Origin of the sequence: Candidatus Nitrospira nitrosa (assembly GCF_001458735.1) — a bacterium.
In the GTDB taxonomy this organism is placed as follows: Bacteria; Nitrospirota; Nitrospiria; order Nitrospirales; family Nitrospiraceae; genus Nitrospira_D; species Nitrospira_D nitrosa.
The window spans coordinates 116,486-138,159 of sequence record NZ_CZQA01000012.1 but is presented as its reverse complement, the minus strand read 5'-3'; the positions used below and the strand labels follow the sequence as shown (position 1 = coordinate 138,159).

General features: G+C 55.5%; 25 protein-coding genes. 14 read left to right on the top strand and 11 right to left on the bottom strand.

Features of this window, described 5'->3' with window-relative positions:
- Window positions 1–4 precede the first annotated feature (4 nt).
- The 4 genes from COMA1_RS18405 (at window position 5) to COMA1_RS18390 (ending at window position 3,853) form a co-directional block, all read left to right on the top strand.
- Window positions 5–811: a hypothetical protein gene (locus COMA1_RS18405; RefSeq protein WP_090750997.1), complete on the top strand. Its 807-nt coding sequence runs from the start codon at window positions 5–7 to the stop codon at window positions 809–811.
- Window positions 808–1,992: an MFS transporter gene (locus COMA1_RS18400; RefSeq protein ID WP_090750996.1), complete on the top strand. Its 1,185-nt coding sequence runs from the start codon at window positions 808–810 to the stop codon at window positions 1,990–1,992. The genes COMA1_RS18405 and COMA1_RS18400 overlap by 4 nt, the downstream gene beginning before the upstream one ends.
- A 143-nt stretch (window positions 1,993–2,135) precedes the next feature.
- A complete protein-coding gene (locus COMA1_RS18395; RefSeq protein WP_090750995.1) occupies window positions 2,136–2,789 on the top strand; it encodes a riboflavin synthase in 654 nt (217 codons plus the stop codon).
- A 374-nt stretch (window positions 2,790–3,163) separates the two neighbouring features.
- On the top strand, window positions 3,164–3,853 hold the full coding sequence (locus COMA1_RS18390; protein WP_090750994.1) for a HEAT repeat domain-containing protein: 690 nt from the start codon (window positions 3,164–3,166) through the stop codon (window positions 3,851–3,853).
- Between the two features lie 551 nt (window positions 3,854–4,404).
- Here COMA1_RS18390 and COMA1_RS18385 read toward each other — a convergent pair.
- On the bottom strand, window positions 4,405–5,421 hold the full coding sequence (locus COMA1_RS18385) for an IS110 family RNA-guided transposase (RefSeq protein WP_090742717.1): 1,017 nt from the start codon (window positions 5,419–5,421) through the stop codon (window positions 4,405–4,407).
- Window positions 5,422–5,639: 218 nt separating this feature from the next.
- Between COMA1_RS18385 and COMA1_RS18380 the strand changes: the two genes are divergently transcribed.
- Entirely contained in the window at window positions 5,640–6,623 is a 984-nt protein-coding gene (locus tag COMA1_RS18380; protein ID WP_090743169.1) for an IS30 family transposase, read from the top strand.
- Between the two features lie 66 nt (window positions 6,624–6,689).
- Here COMA1_RS18380 and COMA1_RS21230 read toward each other — a convergent pair whose 3' ends face one another.
- Window positions 6,690–6,863, bottom strand: coding sequence for a hypothetical protein (locus tag COMA1_RS21230; RefSeq protein WP_090750993.1), 174 nt, complete (start codon window positions 6,861–6,863; stop codon window positions 6,690–6,692).
- A 488-nt stretch (window positions 6,864–7,351) separates the two neighbouring features.
- On the opposite strand from COMA1_RS21230, the gene COMA1_RS18370 reads away from it, so the two are divergent.
- Window positions 7,352–7,669 carry a nucleotidyltransferase family protein gene (locus COMA1_RS18370; RefSeq protein ID WP_218055425.1) on the top strand — a complete coding sequence of 106 codons (318 nt, stop codon included), beginning with the start codon at window positions 7,352–7,354 and terminating at the stop codon, window positions 7,667–7,669.
- A complete protein-coding gene (locus COMA1_RS18365; RefSeq protein WP_090750991.1) occupies window positions 7,650–7,994 on the top strand; it encodes a HepT-like ribonuclease domain-containing protein in 345 nt (114 codons plus the stop codon). The genes COMA1_RS18370 and COMA1_RS18365 overlap by 20 nt, the downstream gene beginning before the upstream one ends.
- A 273-nt stretch (window positions 7,995–8,267) precedes the next feature.
- Here COMA1_RS18365 and COMA1_RS18360 read toward each other — a convergent pair whose 3' ends face one another.
- The 4 genes from COMA1_RS18360 to acs all read right to left on the bottom strand — a co-directional run bounded on the left by COMA1_RS18360 (window position 8,268) and on the right by acs (window position 11,125).
- Window positions 8,268–8,579, bottom strand: coding sequence for a type II toxin-antitoxin system RelE family toxin (locus tag COMA1_RS18360; RefSeq protein ID WP_090750990.1), 312 nt, complete (start codon window positions 8,577–8,579; stop codon window positions 8,268–8,270).
- Window positions 8,569–8,862 (bottom strand): type II toxin-antitoxin system Phd/YefM family antitoxin, encoded by a 294-nt coding sequence (locus tag COMA1_RS18355; RefSeq protein ID WP_090750989.1) that lies wholly within the window; start codon window positions 8,860–8,862, stop codon window positions 8,569–8,571. The genes COMA1_RS18360 and COMA1_RS18355 overlap by 11 nt, the downstream gene beginning before the upstream one ends.
- A gap of 143 nt (window positions 8,863–9,005) precedes the next feature.
- Window positions 9,006–9,230 (bottom strand): hypothetical protein, encoded by a 225-nt coding sequence (locus COMA1_RS18350; RefSeq protein ID WP_090750988.1) that lies wholly within the window; start codon window positions 9,228–9,230, stop codon window positions 9,006–9,008.
- A 5-nt stretch (window positions 9,231–9,235) separates the two neighbouring features.
- Entirely contained in the window at window positions 9,236–11,125 is a 1,890-nt protein-coding gene (acs, locus tag COMA1_RS18345; RefSeq protein WP_090750987.1) for an acetate--CoA ligase, read from the bottom strand.
- Between the two features lie 249 nt (window positions 11,126–11,374).
- On the opposite strand from acs, the gene COMA1_RS18340 reads away from it, so the two are divergent.
- Window positions 11,375–12,196, top strand: coding sequence for a caspase family protein (locus COMA1_RS18340; RefSeq protein ID WP_176698170.1), 822 nt, complete (start codon window positions 11,375–11,377; stop codon window positions 12,194–12,196).
- A gap of 65 nt (window positions 12,197–12,261) precedes the next feature.
- On the opposite strand, the gene COMA1_RS21225 is transcribed toward COMA1_RS18340, so the two are convergent.
- On the bottom strand, window positions 12,262–12,432 hold the full coding sequence (locus COMA1_RS21225) for a hypothetical protein (protein ID WP_176698169.1): 171 nt from the start codon (window positions 12,430–12,432) through the stop codon (window positions 12,262–12,264).
- 146 nt (window positions 12,433–12,578) lie between these two features.
- On the opposite strand from COMA1_RS21225, the gene COMA1_RS18330 reads away from it, so the two are divergent.
- The 6 genes from COMA1_RS18330 to COMA1_RS18310 all read left to right on the top strand — a co-directional run bounded on the left by COMA1_RS18330 (window position 12,579) and on the right by COMA1_RS18310 (window position 17,384).
- Window positions 12,579–13,145 carry an LPP20 family lipoprotein gene (locus COMA1_RS18330; protein WP_090750984.1) on the top strand — a complete coding sequence of 189 codons (567 nt, stop codon included), beginning with the start codon at window positions 12,579–12,581 and terminating at the stop codon, window positions 13,143–13,145.
- A 42-nt stretch (window positions 13,146–13,187) separates the two neighbouring features.
- Window positions 13,188–13,799: a penicillin-binding protein activator LpoB gene (locus COMA1_RS18325; protein ID WP_090750983.1), complete on the top strand. Its 612-nt coding sequence runs from the start codon at window positions 13,188–13,190 to the stop codon at window positions 13,797–13,799.
- Between the two features lie 249 nt (window positions 13,800–14,048).
- Window positions 14,049–15,503: a COG3014 family protein gene (locus COMA1_RS21220; protein ID WP_176698168.1), complete on the top strand. Its 1,455-nt coding sequence runs from the start codon at window positions 14,049–14,051 to the stop codon at window positions 15,501–15,503.
- Window positions 15,500–16,636, top strand: coding sequence for an LPP20 family lipoprotein (locus COMA1_RS18320; protein ID WP_176698167.1), 1,137 nt, complete (start codon window positions 15,500–15,502; stop codon window positions 16,634–16,636). Before COMA1_RS21220 ends, COMA1_RS18320 begins: the two co-directional genes overlap by 4 nt.
- Window positions 16,637–16,666: 30 nt before the next feature.
- Window positions 16,667–16,936, top strand: a complete 270-nt coding sequence (locus COMA1_RS18315; RefSeq protein WP_090750981.1) for a hypothetical protein — start codon at window positions 16,667–16,669, stop codon at window positions 16,934–16,936.
- 4 nt (window positions 16,937–16,940) lie between these two features.
- Window positions 16,941–17,384 (top strand): type II toxin-antitoxin system VapC family toxin, encoded by a 444-nt coding sequence (locus COMA1_RS18310; protein ID WP_090750980.1) that lies wholly within the window; start codon window positions 16,941–16,943, stop codon window positions 17,382–17,384.
- Window positions 17,385–17,414: 30 nt separating this feature from the next.
- Here COMA1_RS18310 and COMA1_RS18305 read toward each other — a convergent pair whose 3' ends face one another.
- The 4 genes from COMA1_RS18305 to COMA1_RS18290 are packed head-to-tail and all read right to left on the bottom strand — an operon-like array spanning window position 17,415 to window position 21,569.
- Window positions 17,415–18,290 (bottom strand): HAD-IIB family hydrolase, encoded by an 876-nt coding sequence (locus COMA1_RS18305; RefSeq protein WP_090750979.1) that lies wholly within the window; start codon window positions 18,288–18,290, stop codon window positions 17,415–17,417.
- 5 nt (window positions 18,291–18,295) lie between these two features.
- Complete coding sequence (locus tag COMA1_RS18300) at window positions 18,296–19,003, bottom strand: mechanosensitive ion channel family protein (protein WP_090750978.1); 708 nt, start codon at window positions 19,001–19,003, stop codon at window positions 18,296–18,298.
- Window positions 19,000–20,328, bottom strand: coding sequence for a glycosyltransferase (locus COMA1_RS18295; RefSeq protein ID WP_090750977.1), 1,329 nt, complete (start codon window positions 20,326–20,328; stop codon window positions 19,000–19,002). Before COMA1_RS18295 ends, COMA1_RS18300 begins: the two co-directional genes overlap by 4 nt.
- A complete protein-coding gene (locus tag COMA1_RS18290) occupies window positions 20,325–21,569 on the bottom strand; it encodes a glycosyltransferase family protein (protein WP_090750976.1) in 1,245 nt (414 codons plus the stop codon). The genes COMA1_RS18295 and COMA1_RS18290 overlap by 4 nt, the downstream gene beginning before the upstream one ends.
- Between the last annotated feature and the right edge of the window lie 105 nt (window positions 21,570–21,674).

Here is a 21,674-nt window from a genome sequence, read left to right as displayed (position 1 = left end):
CGTGATGAGGGACTTCACTCGCGAACAGGGTGCATGCCGCTGGGCTATTCTGCTGGGAGTCTTTCTCGTGCTCTTCGCCGGTAGGGCACGGGCAGAGAGTTGCAGCCTCTCCCCCGTTCATGGAGACCTGACGTTTCCGGTCGAGCGGATTCCTTCGGACTGGACATGTAAACTGCACACGATTATTAAATCGCATACGACCGTTACCCGGATCGGTCCCATCCGGGTAGCCATGTCAGAGCCACTCTATCGGTACCTGCTCGGTGAGCCACCGTTTACCGCCTCATTGATTCGTCGTCTGGGCCTCGGTTCGTATCATTCTCAGGCTTGGGGGGAACGACGATTTTGGGGTGATGACGGTGAAGGAACGAAGGGGTTCGTGCAGCTGGTCTATGAGGATGCAGAGTCTCGGATTTACTTGCTGGACGGTTCTCATGACGGTCGGTTGCTTCCGCATATCACAGGGAAAGCCGTCGTATTTCTCCGGATGGGGGTGGTACGAGATCAGCAGGGGAACGAAGACATGGACAGTACCATGGTGGTCTACACCAGATTGGACAATCGCTTCTTGTCAGGACTGGTGTCTTTTCTGCATCCGTTGATTCGCGGTATGGTGACGAGCAAACTTCAGAAGGGAGTTGAGACTGTTCATCGGTTAGGCGTAGACATGCGGCAACAGCCCTCCCGTGTGTTGCGTGAAGCGGAACAGCCTCCGCCGTTGCCTGAGCAGCATCTGGTGTTTTTGAGAACCGTGCTTGGTCCTTCACTCGGCTCCACCCAGGCGATCTCGCCTGCCAACACCATCCCATGACGACCTCACGCAGTTTCATACTGATCTGCACGGTCGGTATGTTGTCCTTCATCAGCTACAACATGGTGCGGATGCCGGCACTCTCCTTGTTTGCTGAATCGCTCGGCGCGAGTCCTGAGCGGATCGGTCTGATCGTGTCGGTGTCCACTCTCACGGGTGTGCTGCTGAAGCTGCCGTCCGGCGCCCTGTCCGATATCTATGGACGGCGTCTGTTGCTCAAGATTGGTGTGGTGGCCTTTGGCTTGCCACCGTTTCTCTATCTTTTCGTTACGGATCTGGATGCATTGACGGCGCTTCGGTTTCTGCACGGCCTTGCGACGGCCATTTTCGCGCCAAGTGCTCTGGCCACAGTAGCAGAACTCTATCGTGAACGGCGTGGTGCGGCACTCGGGACCTATACCGCCTGTACACAGTCCGGTTCGCTCTTAGGTCCCTTTCTCGGTGGCTACCTGATCCATGCGGCAGGGTTTTCGGCAGTATTCATCACATCAGGCATTTTCGGCTGTATCGGCATGCTGTTGTTCTATAGCTTGCATCTTGACGTTGCGGTGCCGCAACGGAAGGAACAGGGGATGGCTGTTGTGTTGTCTGAAATGTGGAAGGGGTTTTCCGCCGTTGCGAAAAATCGCAAGGTACTGATTACCAGTGTGACGGATGCCGCCAAGATGATCGCGAACGGCGCCTTAATGGCATTCCTACCGCTCTATGGCGTTGCGGCAGGTTTGAACCCGGGAGAAGTTGGTCTCCTTTTTAGCGTGCAAGCCGGTACCTCCTTCTTCTCGAAGCCAATTATGGGTCGAGTCTCCGATCGAGTTGGGCGTCAGCCACTGATCATTCTTGGGCTCTGTATTTGCGCTGCAACCTTCGTCTGTATTCCACAGGTTTCGATGTTCCCAATTTTGCTCGTGCTGTCCGCTGGATTTGGTTTCGGTGAGGCAGTCGTCTCTTCGTCTTCCTCAGCCCTCGTCGCGGACAGTTCGGAATTCAAGCGGCTTGGCGCCGGCATGGGCATGCAGGGGACGATCATGGACATCGGCCATGCTTGCGGCCCGCTGCTGGCTGGCCTGCTGATCGCGAATCTCAGTTATCCCATGGCCTTTGCCATCATCGCCGGGATCCAATTGATCGCAGCCGGTGTATTTTGGGTGACGATCACGCGGATGGAGGCCGTACCATCGTGAGAGTGGCTGGGCTATAATGGGCGAATCATGAAAGAAATCGCGACAGAAAATCTTGTGATAGGTGGGTTAGCGGGTCTGGGTGTAGTGGTGCTGCTTGTGCTGTTTGTCTATGTAGTGAAACAGATCATCATGAGGAAAGACTGATGTTTACCGGTATTGTCGAAGAAATGGGCGGGATTACGGTCATGAACAAGTCGCTGGCTGGAGCCAAGCTGACGATTTTGGCTTCGACGGTGATGAGTGATCTGAAAATCGGCGATAGTGTGAGCGTGAATGGGATTTGTCTGACGGTCGTCTCACGAAGCGAACGCGATTTTTCCGTGGAAGTCTCGCCTGAAACGCTCTCAGTCACGACCCTCGGCAGTTTTGCCGTGGGCATGCCGGTCAATCTTGAACGGGCCATGAAGCTCAATGAACGCATCGGCGGACATCTGGTGGCGGGACATGTTGATGGAGTCGGTGTGATCCGCAGCCGACAGCAAGACGCCAATGCTATCGTGTTTACCATCGGAGCGCCTCCGGAGATTCTGCGCTATTGTGTCGCAAAGGGTTCGGTTACCGTTGATGGCATCAGTCTCACGATCAATACCGTGAGCGAGCAAGGATTCAGCGTTGCCATCATCCCACATACGGCGAAGGTGACCATACTGGGCCTCAAGCAGGTGAACGACACTGTGAATCTCGAATCCGACCTCATCGGCAAGTATGTCGAACGGCTGCTCCAAGAACGGAGCCACCTGCCGAAGACCACGCCAGTCATTGATAAAGACTACCTGCAGAAGCGTGGACTGATCTGACTATCAGTCCTAATGACAAAAACCGTTCTCTCGAAATTGTACTCTGATCCCTATCTCTCCTGACCTCTATCTTTCTTGGTATTAGAGTAAAACTTGCCTTGTTCCAATGGGATAGAGCAGGCAATCGGTGTGTAACCGTCGGTTTAGGCAGATGTGGACAAGCTGTAGTAACAGGATTATACAGTCTGTCTAAACATTGTTTGACCAGGAAGATCAGGGTGAGAAACGACGCCAGATATGAGAACTATGTGACGCCCAGCAGGGTGGTAGTGGAGCGCTATCGCTCGAAGGTTCACGATGACGAAGGCGATGCGAGCCTCGCACTCGTGCACTATCGTGGCGGCGGTGAAGAGTTTGAGTGAGGGATCGAGTACTTGCGTAGTTCCGATTCGTTGGATCGCGTAACTGGGGCTGACATCTTGGCTCAGTTGGGTTGGGCAGACCGGAGTTTCCTAGACGAATCGGTTACAGCACTTGTCCGACTGCTCGAAGATGAGAATGAGGAGGTTGTCGCAGCGGCGGCTGTGGCATTGGGCCATCGAGGACAACCAAACGCAATACCGTCACTCCTCCGGTTCGCAGATCACCTCAGCGCCGTCATTCGGCTTGGCGTCGTACACGGTCTGACAGGACATAGCCATCCTGACGCGATACGCGCCATGATCCGACTATCTTCAGACATCAACCATGATGTCCGCAACTGGGCGACATTTGGACTCGGGTCACAGATCAAAGATGACACACCCGAGATTCGCGAGGCGTTTCGCGCCAATCTTGGAGATCCCGATCACGAAATCCGGGGCGAGGCGATCGTCGGACTTGCAGAACGGAAAGATCCAGAGGTTGCAGACATCCTAATTCGCGAATGGGAATCGAGTGAGACTGTGAGTCTGCTCAGTATTGATGCAGCGGGGATTGCTGCGGACGCACGGTTAATTGAGCATCTGGAGCGGTCCAGAGCCGATCTGTCATTAGAAGAGGACGCATCGTTCAAATCAGCGTTAGATGATGCGATCAGAGCATGCAGGGGAAAGACCGAACAAGCCGGCGGACACGTACAGTGAACCCTGCGGGTTCACTGACGGTTATCTCCGCCGTTAGGCGTTCCCGGTCAAAAATATAGTGAGAAAAGTATTGGTCAAAAGTATGGGGTCGCCCATCTCGAAGGCTCCGGTCAAGAGGGCACAGCCGATCATGCCCTCCGTATCCTACAAACGGGGCGAGGTCTCCGACGACGTCTTCCCTCGCCATGGTGGTCGCGTGACTCCGTCGCATCCCGGTTGTCGTCGTCAGCAGTGTCAGCTCGGATTTGAGCCGCACCAGTCACCCATCAGGATCAAGGCGTGGGAGCGAGCCCCGTCGGGGATCCACTCCAGCCCCTGGCACCTCGTGCCCCAGACAACCGTCGGTTCCCGGCCGTGTCCAGCATACCTACGCACAGGACGTCTGGCTACCAGCGGGCTGGCGCCAACCCCATCATGGCTCACGGTCGAGGCGTCTCAGTCCCCACGCCAGTGGCGAGGGAGTTGAAGGGGGAAGACCGGGGCTAATCGGGAGTGCGAGGTGTGGCCTCAACCCCTTTGCGAGCTCCCAGCTCCCCCCAGCTCTGCCGCGCCTAGCCAAAAGCGCGGGACAGATCGAATGGCACCTGCGCACGGAGCATGTGATAGCAGGCCCGCGCCAATTTATGGGCCACGGCCTTCAGCGCCACAAGGGGATGCGTCCGTGCCTGCTTGCGCTGATAATACGTGCGAATCACGGCCTCATAGCGAATGGCGAAGTGCGCCGCCTCGATGAACGCCCAGCTTAAATACTTGTTGCCGTTCTTCGTGTTGCCAGCCCCTTTGCGTTTGCCGTTACTCACATGTTCGCTGCCGACACAGCGACAGTAGGAGGCGAAGTGTCCCACGGTCGCAAACCGCCGCAGGTCACCGGCTTCCAGGAGAATGGTGCCCGCCAAGATCGGCCCGATTCCGGGGACGGTCTGTAAGAGCACATAGCCCGGCTGAGTCCGCCCCGCTTCCCGAACCGTGCCCTCAATCGTGTGAATCTCGTGCTCCAGACATTGCAGCACAGCCAACGAACTGCTGACCGATTGCACATGTTCGGGAAATGGCACAAGTGCCTGAATGCCCTCTGGGGTGAGCTGTCGAAGCCGAGGGAGGGAGAGCCGATTGCCAGTCAGTCGTGTCAGCAGGCTTTGTAGGCTCAGCACGACCATGGTCTTGTGCCGAACCAACTGACTGCGCTTCCGCAACAAGTCCCGCACGGCCCGTTCCGCTTTGGGGTAAATGTACCCGGTAGGGAGCAAACCTAGCCGGAGTAAATGGGCTAACCACTGCGCATCGTGTTGATCGTCAACATGCTTGAGCCCACTATACTGCGGCAGGGCTGGTGCATGAGCGAGGTGGACCCGGTACCCTGCTTCCATGAGCCCGTCGACTAACCAGTACCAATTATAGGTGGACTCAACGACCACGCCCTGCAGCGTGGTCTGATACGGTGTTAAGGCCGTGAAGATCACGGCCAGGTCATTGCGGAGGCGTTTCTGATACAGCACTCGATCCGCTTCATCAATCACGACCAGCACACTATTCGTGGCATGGAGATCAATGCCCGCATAACACATCATCGCAACCTCCTCGGTTAAAGTGGATGAGCCCGTCGCGTTAGCAACGACTCTACTCTTCAAGAGAGGAGCCTTCGAGATGATTATCGGGAGTCTTTTAATGATAGCTTAAGGGATGAATTCTAATTTGAAGTGCAACGCAGGTCGCGACGAAGAGATTTGGGTGGTGCGGTTCGATAGAGTGGGGCAGACATTTCACCTCCAGCAACGAGGAGTCTGCCATGCCCTATCAGCACCTCACCTTGGAAGAACGGTCAATGATGGCCCCGATGCGAATGCTTGGCTGGTCTATTCGGTCCATTGCAGCCCAGCTCGGGCGAGCGCCGAGTACCATCAGCCGGGAACTGCGACGGAACGGTGATGGAAGTGGAGCCTATGCTGGGTACTGGGCCCATTGCGATGCGCAGCGCCGTCGCCGTAACATTCGGCGGTCACATCTGACGAGTGGTATGCTGGCAACTTATGTCCAAGAGAAGCTGCAGTGCCGCTGGTCGCCCGAACAGATTGCTCACCGTGTGCGGGTTGACTATCCCCACGCCACTCAGATGCGGATCAGCCATCAAACGATCTATACATGGTTGGCAGCTGATCACCGCACGGGAGGATCTTGGTCGCGGTACCTCCGCCACCATTGTCGGCGTCGGAAACGCTACGGGAGTGGGCCGCGTGCTCCACGCCTCAAAGGACGCGTGTCTCTCGCCGAGCGACCGGCCATTGCACAACGCCGAGGACGCCTGGGAGATTGGGAAGGGGATCTCGTGGTCGGTCGAGGCCAGCGCGGCTTCGTGGCTACGCACGTGGACCGGCGCAGTCGCTTTCTTCTGGCGGCCAAGGTGTCACGCCGGACTGCTACAGAGGTCACGGTGGCCACGCGGAAACTTCTGCACCCGCTTCCAGCGCATGTACGGCGGACCCTCACCGTGGATAACGGGAGTGAATGGGCGTCGTTTCGCTGTCTTCAACGGACCCTGGGGCTCCAGGTGTACTTTGCCGCTCCCTATGCGGCATGGGAACGTGGGACGAATGAGAACACCAACGGCTTATTACGCGATTATTTCCCGAAACAGACAGATTTCTCGACGATCACGGCACACCGACTTGCGTCGGTCGTGGAGGAATTGAATAATCGACCCCGGAAATGCCTCGCCTATCGGACCCCAGCCGAAGTCTTTGCGCGGGCCGCAGGTGTTGCTCTTCAACCTTGAATTCAAGAAGAAGCAAGATGTTGGTAACAGACTCCCGACGGGATTCCAAACCCATATTATCTCTGCTTAGCCTGCCGCAACGGTTTGCACCTCTCGCGCCGCCAGACTCTTTCGGCGGTTGGTGGCAATCGTGCGGTCGATCATCGCCCCGCAGTTAATGCATTTCCAGGCGTAGAACACGATAAAGAAATCCGAGAACCGCTCCAACATCATCATCCCCTGACACTTCGGACATTCCATCGATTCCTCCTTGGGTGGTTAGGCTCACAACTGCTGATATAGGCAAGCAAGAGCCGCGCCATAGTGATGTAGTGCGGTTTTCAATGATTTACTAAACACCTAGTGAAATATACGTTATATAGTTACAAAACGTTGACGGTTGGAGGAATTAATACGTCAATGTTTTGTCCAAAGGGGGTCGTGGGAGCATTCAGTTGGAGGCGAGTCGCGAATCGTGCCCGGGCAGGAGAGAAGGTTAGATGGTGTTGCTCTCTGAGGTAGGATATTGAATCATGAGGGGCGACGAGAGGTGCGAAGAGGTGGCCTATGCCGTGACGAGTGAGGTGTGTCGATGAGGTTAGTCTCCGTCAGTGCAACTCCCGTTCAACTTCTGCGACTGTCCTGACAACTGAAGTGTACTTTCCGGCTGTGTCGTGCCTACCGGTACGCTGCGGAACTGTTAGGCCTTCCGTCTGGCATCAATAGGATGTTTCGTGTATGTTCATCCTATGAGTAACATGTCCCTCACCCGTGACGAGGCGATCCGGCGGCTGCAAACCGTTGACTCCGAGGTTCGACGTCTTGGTGTCCGTCGATTGGCGCTCTTCGGCTCTGTACTTCGCAATGAGGCCCGTCCCGATAGTGACGTGGATGTGCTTGTCGAGTTTGACCTGAAAGTGAAGACGTTCGATCGATTCATGGCGCTGGCGGATCTCCTCGAAGATACGTTGGGGCGCCAGGTTGAAATCGTTACTACTGAGTCCCTCTCGCCTTTTATTGGGCCGTCTATCTTGGCTGAGGCTGCCGATGTCCTTCGAGCCGCGTGACTATTTGCGGCATATCCTTGTTGAAGTGGCGTATCTCCTGGATCGGAGCCATGGCCTGACCTATGAAAGTTTTGCCGATGATGAAACGCTGCGCCGCGCATTCGTGCGCAGCTTGGAAATTATTGGCGAAGCTGTAAAGAACCTGCCTCAGGAGTTCAGGTTATCGCATCCTGAAGTCGAATGGCGTCCGATCGCTCGGATGCGCGACCGCTTGATCCATAGTTACTTTGGGGTGGACTATCAGTTGGTATGGGATGTGGTGCAGGTGAAACTCCCAGGGTTGAAATGCGGTATTCAGCAGATCATTGATTCAGAGGGGGCCTAAACCATCGGACTCCAATGGACGCAGTACTATCCGTCTCTCAAGAAATGTCAGGCATCGTTATCATTGGAAGTGGTTACGGCTGGTTCTGCTCGGACGATCGGTAGGTGTAGTAGAGGATGAGACCGGCCAGGATGAAGACGAGCACCCCAAATCTTATCTGTGCATCAAAACTCACCAGATCAACATAGATCTTGTACAGCTGTAAAAGCACAGCCTAAGTTAGGAGGCCAATACCTTTATGACACGTTTGGGAGATGCCGATGAACAGTTCTTCTATCGATTCTTGTGTTTTAACCGCTTGAGGGCTTCCTGATAGATCGTGAGATCTTCTCGCCTTCCGATCGCAACGACTTCGACCAGGATCTCGTGGTCGATAATCCTGTACACGATACGGATTGATTTCTTTGCTACGTAGAGTTTGTAGTAGCCGGTGAGGTCGAGACCTGCTCGATTACCAAGATGTTCACCGAGCCGTGGAGCAGTTTCGAGTTTTCTGAGTTGCTTTGAGACCGGTTCTTTCAGTGATCCATCAAGCTGTCGAAAGTCCTCGGCAGCTGCGACAGTGAAGACGACGCTATACCGCAAGTCGTTGCTCCTTCAGCAGCGCCTCCAGGGGGACGGTTTTCTTCACTTTCTTGCGCCCCCGCTGTGTAACTAGGCGATGGATCTCCATGTGCTCCAAGAGGTCGAGCGCCTCCGCCATCGTTTCATAATCATCGACCGGCACAATGACAGCTTCTACCTGATTATTTTTGAGGACGACGACCCGGCGCCGATGCCTGGCTTTCAGATCGGTCAGCACTTTTCCAAAGGATCTTGCGACTCGAGATGCACTGAGGATTTCGTCCTTCTTGTATGCCACGGCCATGGGTTACCTCAATGTGTAAGTGATGCGCATAATGTAACGCATAATTATGCGCAATCACAAGGTTAAGATCTCTATGAGGCCAGAAATTGAATCAAGCAATCATGTTTTCTTGGCATTCCGAGGGGCGAGCGACAGCCACGTTTCTACGGCTGATTCTGCGCGGACGATCGGTAGGAGTAGTAGAGGATGAGACCGGCCAGGATGGAGACGAGAATCCCAAATCCCATCTGGGCATCGAAACTCACCGGACCGACATAGATCTTATATAGTTGCAACAGGACAATCGGCAGTCCCACGGCCAGGGCGAGCGCGATCATGTGTCGTCGCAGATAGATCGGCTCGCCGGGTTTTCGTCCACCTCGTCCCACGTGCGTTACTCCTCAATCGTCGAGATATCTCCAGGGTCCTGGCCAAGCTCTTTCGCTTTGAGCACGCGACGCATGATTTTCCCGGACCGCGTTTTCGGCAGGGACGAGACGATATCGATCTCAGACGGCACGCCGATCTTGCCTAACTCCTTCAAGACCTGATCCTTGATCGACTTGATCAACGCCTGACTTTCCTGCTCTCCCTGTTTCAAGATGATGAAGGCCTTGATGGATTCCCCGACGGTCTTATGAGGTTTGCCGATGACGGCAGCTTCCGCGACGGCGGGGTGACTGACCAAGGCGCTTTCCACTTCAGCGGTGCCGAGCCGATTGCCGGCGACTTTGATCACATCGTCGGCACGGCCCATGAACCACATGTAGCCATCTACATCTTTATGGCACACATCGCCGGCCGTATAGCAATTGGGGATCGTGTTCCAGTAGGTCTTGTATCGCTCGGGATCCTTGTAAATGGTGCGCATCATGGACGGCCACGGTTTCTTGATGACGGCAAAGCCACCCGCATTGGCTGGGAGGCTGTTGCCTGCACGATCCACGACATCGGCTTCAATTCCAAGAAAGGGACGGGTCGCCGAGCCAGGCTTGAGCGGGACGGTGGGAAGCGGAGTAATCAGAATCGCCCCCGTTTCTGTCTGCCACCAGGTGTCCATGATCGGTTTGTCCCCACCGGTCACACGGTAGTACCATTCCCACGCCTCTGGATTGATGGGCTCGCCGACACTGCCAAGGATTCTGAGTGTGGAAAGGTCAGATTTCTTTGGCCAGTCTTCGCCGTAGCGCATCAGTAGGCGAATAGCTGTCGGAGTGGTATAGAAAATGGAGACGCCGTATCGTTCGATCAGATCCCACCAGCGTCCTGGAGTGGGGTAGTCAGGCTTTCCTTCTGCCGTGAGGATTGTCGCGCCATTCAGCAGTGGTCCATAGACGATGTAGCTGTGGCCTGTGACCCACCCAGGGTCGGCCACGCAGAAGTATACGTCATCGTCCTTTAAATCGAACACATATTTCGTCGTCAGGTAGGTGCCGACCATGTAACCCCCATGGACATGGACGACGCCCTTGGGTTTGCCGGTTGTACCGGACGTGTAGAGGATGTAGAGCGGGGTTTCTGCATCGAGTTGTTCCGCTTCACACCGCGCACTTTCCTGCTTGATCCAGTCACCCCAATCAATTTCCTTTGGGGCTGAAAGCGCTGGCCCAGGCACCTGACGCCGGACGACCACCACATGGCCGACGGTGGGGCAGCTTTTGAGTGCTTCATCCACCACGGGCTTCAGGTTGATGACTTTACCGCGATCGAAGCCGACATCGGCGGTGATCACGAGTTTTGCCTCAGCGTCGTTCACGCGACTCGCGAGGGCCGGCGCGCTGAAGCCTGAGTAGACTACACTGTGGATCGCGCCGATCCTGGCGCAAGCCAGCATGGCAATGACTTGTTCTGGAACTTTCGGAAGATAAATGGTGACGCGGTCACCTTTTTGAACTCCAAGCTTCTTCAAGGCGTTAGCGCAGCGATTGACCTGTCGATAGAGCTCACCGTACGTGAAGATGCGTTCCTGGTCATTTTCGCCAACCCAAATTAATGCAACCTTATTTTTCCGCCAGGTTTTGACGTGACGGTCGAGGCAGTTGTAGACGATATTGCATCGCGCATCGACGAACCATTTCGCCCATGGATAGTCCCACTCCAAGACCTTGTTCCAAGGCGCAAACCACTCGAGTTCCTTGGCTGCATTACTCCAGAACGTCTCCGGATCCGCGATGGACTTCTTGTACTCGGTTTCGTACTCTTTGATGTAGGCTGCAGAGATCGTCTTGGCAGTCGGCTGATAGGTCCGACTTTCCTTTAAGAGAGTCTCGATCTGATCACTCATGGCAGGCTTGTCTCCTTCTTCAAGGCAGTCCAGGGCAGAAGGGGGCATTATGGAGAAAGTCATGGATACCTGCAACCATGCAGGGAGTGAGCAGTTAGCTCACGAGGGACGAGCACTTCAATGCAGTTTCTTGACACCGGCTATGGCTGGAGATAGGCTCACAACCCCATAATGAATGCTCCACAGAGGTTGAGAATGATATCTGCTCGGTTGATACTTCGGAGATCCGTTACGCTGGCAGCGTCTCTGATGGCCATGCTGTCGCTGATTGTTTTGTCGGGTGCAGAGGCGCAATTGGGCAAGCCGGAAGGGCTCTATTACAAATCCTGGGCGATCGTGATTGGGATCGAACAGTATGTCTTGGCACCGCCGATTCCGGGAGCCATCAAGGATGCGAAGAAAGTGGCGGAGGCATTTCGGCAATTGGGATTTGATGAAGTGGTCGAACTCTACGACAGGGATGCCAGTTCCCGACGCCTGCAGCAGCTGCTGAACGACATGCTGCCGAGAAAAGTTGGCAGGATGGACCGGCTTGTTCTTGTGTATGTGGGCCATGCCGGGGTGATGCAAGACTCCGAGGGGCAGGATCGCAGCTACTTGGTTCCGTTTGATGCACCGATTAATAGCTCCACGAAATCCATCACGGTCGAACAGTTGAAAGAATTTGCGCGCCGGTCTGCTTCAGCGCACACGCTCCTTATTCTGGATGCACCGGTATTTGGCTGGGAGACGACCGAAGCCCCTGGGCTTTCACTGGAAGGACGGATGGCGCCAGAGTCCGATACGGAGCGGCGGGCGGTGCAAGTCGTGAGTGCGGCAAGTCCGGGAGAGACGGTCAGCCGTTCAGACCAGGGCAGTCGCTTTGTCGAGGCTTTCCTCGGAGGACTGTCTGGTACGGCAGATCTGGATGGAAACGGTTGGCTTACGGCCTCCGAACTGGGGAGCTACCTCGTACGGCAGGTCGAGGTGATGTCTGGTGGTCTCCAGCATCCATCGAGTCTTCGCATCGATGGTGATGGAGATATGGTGTTGGTTGAAGGCAAGATCTCCAGAGGGTCGGCCGTGAAATGACCCTCCTGAGTCGACCGAGCTCCTGCAAGCAGAAACAGCCGTTGTGGCCGTCAATGGCCTGGTAACTATCCCTGTTCCCCCCCCTTGAGGTATCCCAGGCCGATCTTGATCGCTCGGCGAGTGATTTCTGCCCAACGAGCCTGAGGGTATGCTGAGAGCACAGCAGCCGCTTTGGGGTCCTGGATGTCGAGCGTGAGAATTTTGATGATGCCATCGTCAATCTGGATGTCTGCCACAGTGTCTCCTTGGTAGCGTTGAGGAATCTGAATGAAATGTGCCTTGCATTGACTGATAAAAAAACGCATGTTAGCATGAATCCAACATTTTTTCTCGGGATGTTCTACGTACGGCGTATCTACCTATTTTCTTTAAGGAGGGTTGTATGATCAGGTCACAAGCGACGTACTCAAGACTGGCCGGCCTCGGTCTTGCTGTCCTTTTTGTCATGGGACTCGCCGCTTGTGGGGGACCACCCAAATGGGTCCAGAAGGGGTCGGGCGTCTTCAATGAGAAAGACAGCAAAGCCTTCTATGGGGTGGGGGCGGTATCCGGAGTACGGAATGCGCCGCTTGCCTGGGAGACGGCAGAGAATCGTGGAAGGGCCGAGATCGCCAAGACCTTTGAAACCTATACGGGCTATCTGATGCGAGATTATGCCGCATCAACCACGGCGGGAGATTTTACGCGGAATACGGAAGAGCAGAATGTTGAGCGGGCTCAAAAAACGATCACGACTGCGACACTCAGTGGGGTCCGGAAGATTGATCAATATATGGATCCCAAGACCAACACATATTATGTCTTGACCAAGCTGAGTTTAGAGGATATGAAGAACAATCTGGAGCAGGCCAAAGAACTCAATGCTCAGGTCCGGGACTTTGTGCGGAAGAATGCCGATAAAATGTTCGAGCGTTTGGAGAAGGAAGAGGAAAAGCGAGGGATTCAGTAGTCTTAACGTCATCAAGCCGCTGCTTCCTTTCGGAGGTTCATCGTGATCCAGAGAATTCGTCTTTCTCTTCTTGCGACGCTGGGTGTTGCCTTTGTTCTCAGCGGATGCGGTCATGAGACCAGGGTGACTCGTGTCGATGCCGGGGTGGTGACCGATCTGAGCGGGAGGTGGAATGATACGGACTCCCGGATGGTTGCCGAGGCGATGGTCAAGGATGCGCTCCAATATCCTTGGCTTGGGAATTTTGAAAAGGCCACTCAGCGTCAGCCCGTCGTCGTCGTGGGGACCGTCCTAAATAGCAGCCACGAACATATCAGCGTTCAGACCTTTATCACGGATTTGGAGCGAGAACTCACCAATTCTCAAAAAGTCACCTTTGTGGCCGGCAAGAGCGAACGCGATGAGGTGAGAACTGAACGAAAAGAACAGGCGATCTATGCGCGTGAAGAGACGCAAAAGGCTCCGGGAAAAGAAACCGGGGCCGATTTCATGATGAAGGGGACGATTGCCACCATTCTTGACGAAGCAGACGGGGCGAAGGCCGTGTTCTATCAGGTGGATCTTCAGATGATCGATCTGGAGAGCAATGCGAAGGTGTGGTACGGGCAAAAGAAGATCAAGAAGGTGGTTGAAAAGAAGCGGACAGTCTTTTAGCAGAATGGTCAAAAGGGCTGTCCGGCAAGGCCGCAGTCAGCGAAGGGGCGAAGAGGGAGATACCAAGCTTCGTTTGATTCACTCGCTTCGGTCACATGCGAACGGATAGGTTCGTTGCTTCCAGTGCCCTTCCTGCACGTTGAGCCTCTGAGCGAGGCGAGAACGCCGTTGGCCGTTTTTTTCAGTATCCAGTATGCCTCGCGGAATTCATTGAAACCATTCCTCTCACGCTTTGCCCACGGGGGATCTGTGCGGTGGGGGGGGATCTTTCCCATCTCGGTAATCCTGGCCGGCTGTCTCGCATTCCTCTCGACGGGATGCAGCCCTTCCGTCAATCGTTACCTTTTGATCGAACAGAGCCTGCTCGCCGGTCATCCACAGCAAGCTGCGGCGATCGTGGAGCAGACGAAGGACGAGTATGGGGCAAAAGGACGATTGCTCTATGGGATGGACCGTGGGTTGGTCCTGCAGGTGGCGGGGGAATATCAACAAAGTAGTGCCGTATTAGAGCAAGCCGAAGACGATGTCGAGCGGCTTTACACACGAAGCATCCGCACAGAGACCGCTGCCTTTTTAACCAATGACAACATGTTGCCCTACGAAGGGGATGCCTATGAGCACGTGATGATCAACGTGGTTAAGGCGTTGAACTATGCGGTGCAAGGGCAAATCCAGGAGGCTCTGGTCGAGGTTAGACGCATCGATCATCGACTGAATGTGTTGGGCGACAGAGTCAAGGACCTGGATAAATACCGAAATGACGGGTTTGCGCGGTATCTGAGCGGCATCTTGTATGAAGCTGCAGGAGACCTGAATAATGCCTTCATCGCCTATCGAAACGCGTATGAAGCCTATCGCACGATGAAAGGTTGGTCGAGGATGTCGCCTCCTCCTTCCTTACAGGCCGATCTTTTACGGACTGCCGAAGCGCTTGGCCTGAACACTGAGTTAGAGAGCTATCGACAAACCTTTCCGGATGCGACGTGGTCGCCTATTTCGTCCTCCTCGGGAGAAGCACTCGCCCACGTGGTCATGATCAGCTATAATGGCCGCGCTCCAAGAAAGGAAGACATGTTTTTAGACTTACCGATCAGTCTTGATGCCGCACAGTTAGTTTTGCTAAATAGAGGAGTTTTTCGGGGGCCGTATCAGAGGGATCGGATGGCGGACAGTCTGTTGTACGGGCTGAATGGGCGGGTGGTTCGAGTGGCGCTTCCGCGGTTGGTGCCGCAAAAAACACGTGTCGCGTTCGAAGATCTGACATTGACTGATGCGCAGGGCCGTTTGTTCTCGGCTCGATCGGAACGGGCGCAGGACGTGACGGCTCTTGCGGAGAAGGGGCTTTCGGAACGGATGCCGGGGATGGCCACGAAAGCCGTTGCGCGAGCCGCCACGAAATTCGCGATGGCTGAGGGCGTGAGTTTTGGAGCACGGCGTGCCGTCGGTAAGGATGCCGCGCCCTGGGTTGGTTTGCTGGTGGAGTTATTTGCCAAGGGCATCGCGGTGGCCTCCGAAGAAGCCGACAAGCGAAGTTGGCAGACCTTACCGGACGAGATCCACGTCGCGCGGGCCTGGGTCCCGGCCGGTCAGTACCAAGTCTCCGTTCGGCCGTCAGGGCAAGGGATGTCGATGACGAAGGACGGACAATCTGTTCCATTAGCTGCGGGGCAGACACTCTTCATTCTCCAGCGGGTGATGCAGTGAGGCGCATTCGCGGAGGTGCGTTGAGGCGGTGGGCGGTGGCGGTGTTTTGCCTCTTCTGTGCGATCGGAGCGAGTGGGTGTGCATGGTTGGGTGGACAGGACAAGCCTGAGTGGGTCGATGGTCGAGCATCAAGCTATCCATCGTCTCAGTATTTGACCGGGGTTGGCCAAGGTGAGAATAGGAGCACGGCTGAGAATCAAGCCTATGCGGCTGTCGCGCGTATCTTTAAGGCGGAAGTCGCAGCTCAGGCTAAGGACTGGGAGGCCTACCTTGTTACTGAACATGATGAGGTCTCGAGTGCGGAGCGGCGGCTGACGATCGACCATGTAACAAAGGTCTCCACTGACAAGGTGCTTGAAAATGTGAGTATCGCCGACGCGTGGCACGACGCAGGGACGGGAGTGCACTACGCATTGGCTGTCGTAAACCGCTCCCAGGCCGAAGTGTCGGTGACGGACAAGGTGATGAGATTCGATCGCGAGATCGAAGCGGATGTGGGAGAGGCTCGGCAGACAACCGACAAACTGGCGAAGGTACGTGCGCTCAGGCGGGCCGGTCGGAATCTGGTGCTACGGGAAGCCTACAATACCGATTTGCGGGTGATCCGCTCCAGCGGACAGGGTATTCCTTCTGTGTATCGAGTTGGAGAGCTATCCGGCGAGTTAACGCAGTTCCTCTCGTCGAATCTGGGAGTGGCTCTACTCATATCAGGAGACCAAGCGGAGCCGATACAACGGGCACTCGCCCAAGGGTTGGTTCATGAAGGGTTTCATGTCAGGGCTGATTCAGGAGATGCTGATGGGGAGTCCTCGGAGGTCCTGGTTCGTGGCATGACTCGCCTGATTCCGATCGAAGTGCAGGATCCGAACTTCAAGTATGTCCGATGGTGCAGCGACTTGGAGATTGTGGAGCTTGCCACGATGCGGGTTGTCGGGGCCGTCGCCCGTGGCGGAAAGGAAGGACATCTGACCGAGCGCGAGGCGACGGCGAAGGTTCTTCGCGTGATCCAGCAAGAATTTTCATCGGATGTGGCACAGGCGATCGCCGCACATATTTTCGGCGAGGTCACATTGCCGGCTACTGCGGCGATGCCTGCCGGTTGTCCACGGGAAGCGTCTGCAGGGAAGCGGTAAACCAACACTCATGATGAGGAGGCGTGAATCGTGAAGAAAACAGACGAACTATCCGTCAGTCGGGCTCCGCGTAGCAGAGGGCGGGGGTTGACCAAGTCCGGGCAAAAAGTATCAAGCCGCCTGGCCAAACGGCGATTGAACGAGCGGCTGAAGGAGGACACGGCGTCCTTTAACACGGGGAATCTTGCTGATACCTTGCGAAAAGAAGGATATGAGGAAGCTCCGCTCGATGAACTCCAAGATCGACTGTCCAAGCTTCAAGGGCCGCTTGCCGACATCATTCTGAAAGGGAGGGGGTAACCGAATGCCGTACTACTACTACGACTCGACCGCATTGGTGAAACGCTACAGCATGGAGCGGGGAACCCGCATCGTCAACAAGTTGATGGTGAAGCGTGGCAGAGTCGCCATCGTCCCGACCTGGACCGTGACGGACTTCTATTCCATCCTCTGCGCCCGTGCTCACGAAGGGCAGATCACACGGGATGATTGTTACTCTGTGTTGTACAAGTTTGAAATTGAATCCAAACAAGGGCTGTATCAGTTCATTGCTCCTCAGATGGAGACCTACTTGACCACGAAGGAGTTGGTCTTGGAGTATCCCTTTCTTCGCTCGGCGCAAGTGATGCATTTGGCTTTGGCGTTGGAGCTGAAGCCGTTACGATTGACGGTCGTCAGCACGGATACGCAACTGTTGGCCGCATCGAAGTCCGCCGGACTGCATATTATTAACCCTGCTGAAGATTGATAGGGTAGGAACGTTGTCGTCCCGTGAATGTTAGGTCACTCTGATATTACTCGCCTGTTCACGGGATGCTTCACGAGTGGTCTGACGAATGAGTTCGAGGACAATCTGGTTCCATCCGGCAGGACCAATACCTGGGGCTCGGATGAGGTTCGGCAGATTGATGTCCGGATCATACGAGCCATCAGGTCGTTGCACCAACACCGGATGATCGACCGTTAAGAGAAGCGGAAGGTCGTTCAAGCTATCGCCGATGCCGATCGTCTCGATCTCTTCGGGTCGGTCTTGCCCCTGCTCCTGTCGTCTATAGCAGCGGAGCAGGACTTCTGTGGCTCGTCCTTTGTCGTTATGGCCGGTCAGATGAAAGAATCGCCCCCCTCTGGTCCAGTTCAGGCCTCGTGTGACGATCTGCCGACAAATCTCTTCAATCAACTTGGGCGGACCGTTGACGAGGAAGGGTTCATCAAACTCCCGAAGTTTGGCCCGCAGCGCATCCTCTCGCATCAGCCCGGTCGTCGTCATAATCTCGTCGACCGAGAGGTCGCCGAATCCTTGTAGTGGGGTTCCTACGGCTTCCTCGATTTGCCGGAGCACATCGCGGAGGAGTGCATAGGGGGTGCCGAGCTCAATGACATGATAAGAGGCACGGCGGCGTGATCGTTCTGGCTGGAAGCCAAAGGTTTCAAGGGGGACATACACCGCTGCCCCGTTCTCGACGATGAACGGGTGTTGATGGTCCAGGCGTTCCCGTAGTGGTTCAATTTCCGCACGAGTCTTTCCGGACACGAGGATGATAGGAATGTGCTCAGCACGAAGGGCGTTCAACGCCGGTCGCGCTTCGTCGAAGGAATAGGTCTCGCTGTCCAGTAGACAGCCATCCAAGTCTGTGAGTAGTAGATAGCGTGGCATAGCGGTTAGAGGTGTCGTAAATCCTCGTTGACCTGTGAACGGGAGTGGCCGACCAGACGTCGCTCCAAGAAATCTTTGGCCAGATCCTTTCCTCCTAACCCCAAGGCCAGCGCCGCAGCCAGGACGAGGCCGCCCCAGGTAATCCCGAATCCAACCACCACGATATGTTGGGCGATGCCGAGCTGTTCAAGCGCCATGGCGACCGTCAGCAATTGAATGCCCCAGCGTGTGCCTGCGGCAATCCAGCGAGCCGGCGGTAACCCCGCATTGACGGCGGCGATCAGGACGGCCTGGGACACGAAATTCGAGACGAGGTAGCCGATGATGCCGATGACGGCGGCTGTGACCAGGTGCGGAATATAGGATAACAGCGAATGGGCGGCTTCGTTGATCGGGGCCACATTGAGCGCCCCCAGCGAGGCGGTGGTGGAGAAAATGACGATTAGCCAGTAGGTGATTCGGCCGATGATGTAGGAAGGGTCACTCTTGATGCCTCCCCGAAGAAGAGCCGCGGCAATTCCGATCCGATCACAGAGTCGGTCCAGGCCGATCATCCGAAGCAGCCGCTCCGTAAAATGTCCGGCTCCCCAAGCCACAACCAAACCGACCAGCAGGAGGATCGTCATGGCCAGAACTTTGGGAAGGATGGCAAGCACATGTTCGCCGAGTGTGGTGACGGGTCCGAGTAACGTCTGTTCCCAGGTTGATGTCATGGCTGGCTCCTTTCAGACCTCACGGGGGTCGTGCTGACGACATCCCTCGCATCATGGGACTGAGGCCAACGAGTCACAAGATACTCTTTCTCTTTTTCAAACGTTCGACAGAGTGTTTCGATGAGGTGTTCGGCTTCCGCCGTCGTCAGTCCTTGACTATCCAGTACGAACGAGGCGGTTTTCCCTAAATAGAGTGGAGTCAATGCCTTGAGGAGATGCTCTTGAGGCAGCACATTGCGATGGTGTGCCAGTGCCGCGTCGTAAATGATGTGTGCCCACAAGGTATCGGGGATACGGAAGTCTCGCGCAGGAACCTCTCGCAGTCGAGACAGCTGGTCGAGTACCTCTTCGGAGAGTATGCGCACCCAAATGTCGTGTAAATCGGTCAGGCCGAGATGAAATAAATCTATCATCCGTTCGACGTTCACATTCACGGGCTCGACGCCCACCTCATATTGGAAGCCGAAGAGCGGCACCTTTCGCGATTCAGTCACAGAGAGCCAGGTCGGGGCATGCGCTTCCATCAGGGCGAATAAGGCTCCTACGACCTGTCGCAACATGGAGGAAAGGTCTGCGGCCGGGTCTTTCGGGTCATGAATCTTGGCACCGAGAAAACTCTGGCAGACCTTGGCGCCGTTCGCGATGGCTTCAGTCGTCATCCAAATGTCGATGCCAAACCGCGCGACATCGGACTCCCACACGTGTTTTTCAAGGTAGTGTTGAGCGAGTTCTCCGGTGAATCCGAAGTCTCCTCCGATCGGCTGACGAACTTCTTGACCGTAGAGGGCCCGGGTCAAGGGATAGGCGATGCTGTTTGTGATGGTGCCGTCGTATTTGTGGCGTCGATAGTAGGGCGCCACGTAATCGTATCCTTCCTTGATGATGGGGCGAAGGAGCAGCTCCATCCACTCAGGCGTGATGCTTCGCACATCCGAATCGACCACGGCACAGGCTTTCACTTTGAGCCGTCGGGCGATCTCGAAAACGGTGCGGAACGCACTCCCCTTGCCGGGGATCCCATGATACGGGGTCACGATTCGGTGCAGGGTACTTTGCCGATCGCTGATGAAGAGCGGTTCAAGATCAACCATGGTATGGGCCACAATGGCCGGTGTTTCGTCGGTGGAGCCTCCGTCTGAGTTGACGAGGACGGCGCGATACCCATGGAAATACTTCGCCAGGCCTGCGCCGACAGCGCGAACGACATGGCCGATCGTCTTTGCATTATTAAAGCTGGGAATGCCGACCAGAATGTCGGCATGGTGGACTGCCTCCAGCAGATCTTCCGTTTCAGCAGTGAGTGGAATCAGGCCGTTGTTCATCATGAGACCGGTTGTCGTGTTTCCGCTGCAGGATCCCAGGCATGATCTTGCTCGACCGCATCCATGAGCCGATGGAAAATATCGGGGACGGCGTGGGTCACGCGGCTCCAGTTCGAGATCATGGGAACCCCAAGGGGGTCTTCAAGAAAGCTATCGGTCGCGAGCGTCATTCCGCGAAGAAATACCTCGACCGCACGTCGCTCTTCATGGCGGTCAAAACGCAGGCTGTTGATCGCCGCGTCATTTTCATACCGGCTAATAGCTTCCTGCGCGGCCTGTAAGTATGTGGCCCGCAAGGTCTTGAGCGTGCTTTCTGAGAGGACCAATCCTTCGCTTGCCAGGTTACGAAACAGGGATTTGGTGATATCCACGCACATTTTTAACAAACCGGCGTCCGGATTGTGCGTCGACAATGTCTGATGTTTGTGCTCATAGGCATCGGCGATATCGGCTTGGCAGATCCGTCGCAGCGCGCAATTCCGGTAGACCTCGGCCAACATGCCGACCTCAAGCCCCCAATCACCTGGAATACGATTGATCCAGGCCAGATCCCGTACCATCGCAAACTCACCGGCCAGCGGGTACCGAAAACTGTCGAGAAACGAGAGGAGAGAGTGCGGTCCGACCAGCATTTGCAGACTGCGGATGAGCGGCGTCATGAAGAGACGCGTCACACGCCCATGCATGCGGTCCGTCACCCGACTGTAGTACCCTTTACAAAATTCATACGCGAGATTCGGATTCGCGATGGGATAGCAGAGGCGAGCGAGATACTGGCGATCGTAACTCACAATGTCGCAGTCATGGAGTGCGATGATCTGGCTCTGGCCTCTGGCCAGAACATAACCGTAGGCCGTCCAACACCCGCGCCCCTTGCCTTGGTGTCCGATGTCGATTTCATGTGAGACCAGCACATTCAGGATTGCTTGGATGCGAGCGCCGTCGTTCCAGACAACGCGGACTCGTTGAGGGAGGTGGGAAAAGAATTGCTTGGCCAGCCTGAATTCCAAGGCGGAGGCGTGATCCAACGAGATGACGATTTCGTTGATATAACGAACGTCACTCAGGATATCGACGATGCGTTTGAGGGCTGGTCGTTCAAGTTCCGCATAGAGCGACGGGAGGACCAGCGCGATCGGAGTCGTTTTTGCATACCGCTCCAGTTCCTGCTCCAATTGCTCGGTATTGGGTTGACCGAGCCGGTGCAGGACGGTGACGACGCCATTTTGATAAAAATCTGACAAGGTATCCTCTCGGCCAGTGCCGAATTATTGCTGAAACCTGATTCGGCGAAAAGGCGGTGAAGCTGGGGAAGCCCCATTCTGCCCAGTCGCCCTGTCATAAAGCAA

What these genes read in the sequence shown, in the direction of transcription:
- COMA1_RS18385 (WP_090742717.1), bottom strand. Translation starts at nt 5,421, where the DNA reads ATGATGTGTTATGCGGGCATTGATCTCCATGCCACGAATAGTGTGCTG.
- COMA1_RS18340 (WP_176698170.1), top strand. Translation starts at nt 11,375, where the DNA reads ATGGCCATGCTGTCGCTGATTGTTTTGTCGGGTGCAGAGGCGCAATTG.
- COMA1_RS18355 (WP_090750989.1), bottom strand. Translation starts at nt 8,862, where the DNA reads ATGGCCGTGGCATACAAGAAGGACGAAATCCTCAGTGCATCTCGAGTC.
- acs (WP_090750987.1), bottom strand. Translation starts at nt 11,125, where the DNA reads ATGAGTGATCAGATCGAGACTCTCTTAAAGGAAAGTCGGACCTATCAG.
- COMA1_RS18405 (WP_090750997.1), top strand. Translation starts at nt 5, where the DNA reads ATGAGGGACTTCACTCGCGAACAGGGTGCATGCCGCTGGGCTATTCTG.
- COMA1_RS18380 (WP_090743169.1), top strand. Translation starts at nt 5,640, where the DNA reads ATGCCCTATCAGCACCTCACCTTGGAAGAACGGTCAATGATGGCCCCG.
- COMA1_RS18330 (WP_090750984.1), top strand. Translation starts at nt 12,579, where the DNA reads ATGATCAGGTCACAAGCGACGTACTCAAGACTGGCCGGCCTCGGTCTT.
- COMA1_RS18295 (WP_090750977.1), bottom strand. Translation starts at nt 20,328, where the DNA reads ATGATGAACAACGGCCTGATTCCACTCACTGCTGAAACGGAAGATCTG.
- COMA1_RS18310 (WP_090750980.1), top strand. Translation starts at nt 16,941, where the DNA reads ATGCCGTACTACTACTACGACTCGACCGCATTGGTGAAACGCTACAGC.
- COMA1_RS18395 (WP_090750995.1), top strand. Translation starts at nt 2,136, where the DNA reads ATGTTTACCGGTATTGTCGAAGAAATGGGCGGGATTACGGTCATGAAC.
- COMA1_RS21230 (WP_090750993.1), bottom strand. Translation starts at nt 6,863, where the DNA reads ATGGAATGTCCGAAGTGTCAGGGGATGATGATGTTGGAGCGGTTCTCG.
- COMA1_RS18305 (WP_090750979.1), bottom strand. Translation starts at nt 18,290, where the DNA reads ATGCCACGCTATCTACTACTCACAGACTTGGATGGCTGTCTACTGGAC.
- COMA1_RS18365 (WP_090750991.1), top strand. Translation starts at nt 7,650, where the DNA reads ATGTCCTTCGAGCCGCGTGACTATTTGCGGCATATCCTTGTTGAAGTG.
- COMA1_RS18400 (WP_090750996.1), top strand. Translation starts at nt 808, where the DNA reads ATGACGACCTCACGCAGTTTCATACTGATCTGCACGGTCGGTATGTTG.
- COMA1_RS18370 (WP_218055425.1), top strand. Translation starts at nt 7,352, where the DNA reads ATGAGTAACATGTCCCTCACCCGTGACGAGGCGATCCGGCGGCTGCAA.
- COMA1_RS18300 (WP_090750978.1), bottom strand. Translation starts at nt 19,003, where the DNA reads ATGACATCAACCTGGGAACAGACGTTACTCGGACCCGTCACCACACTC.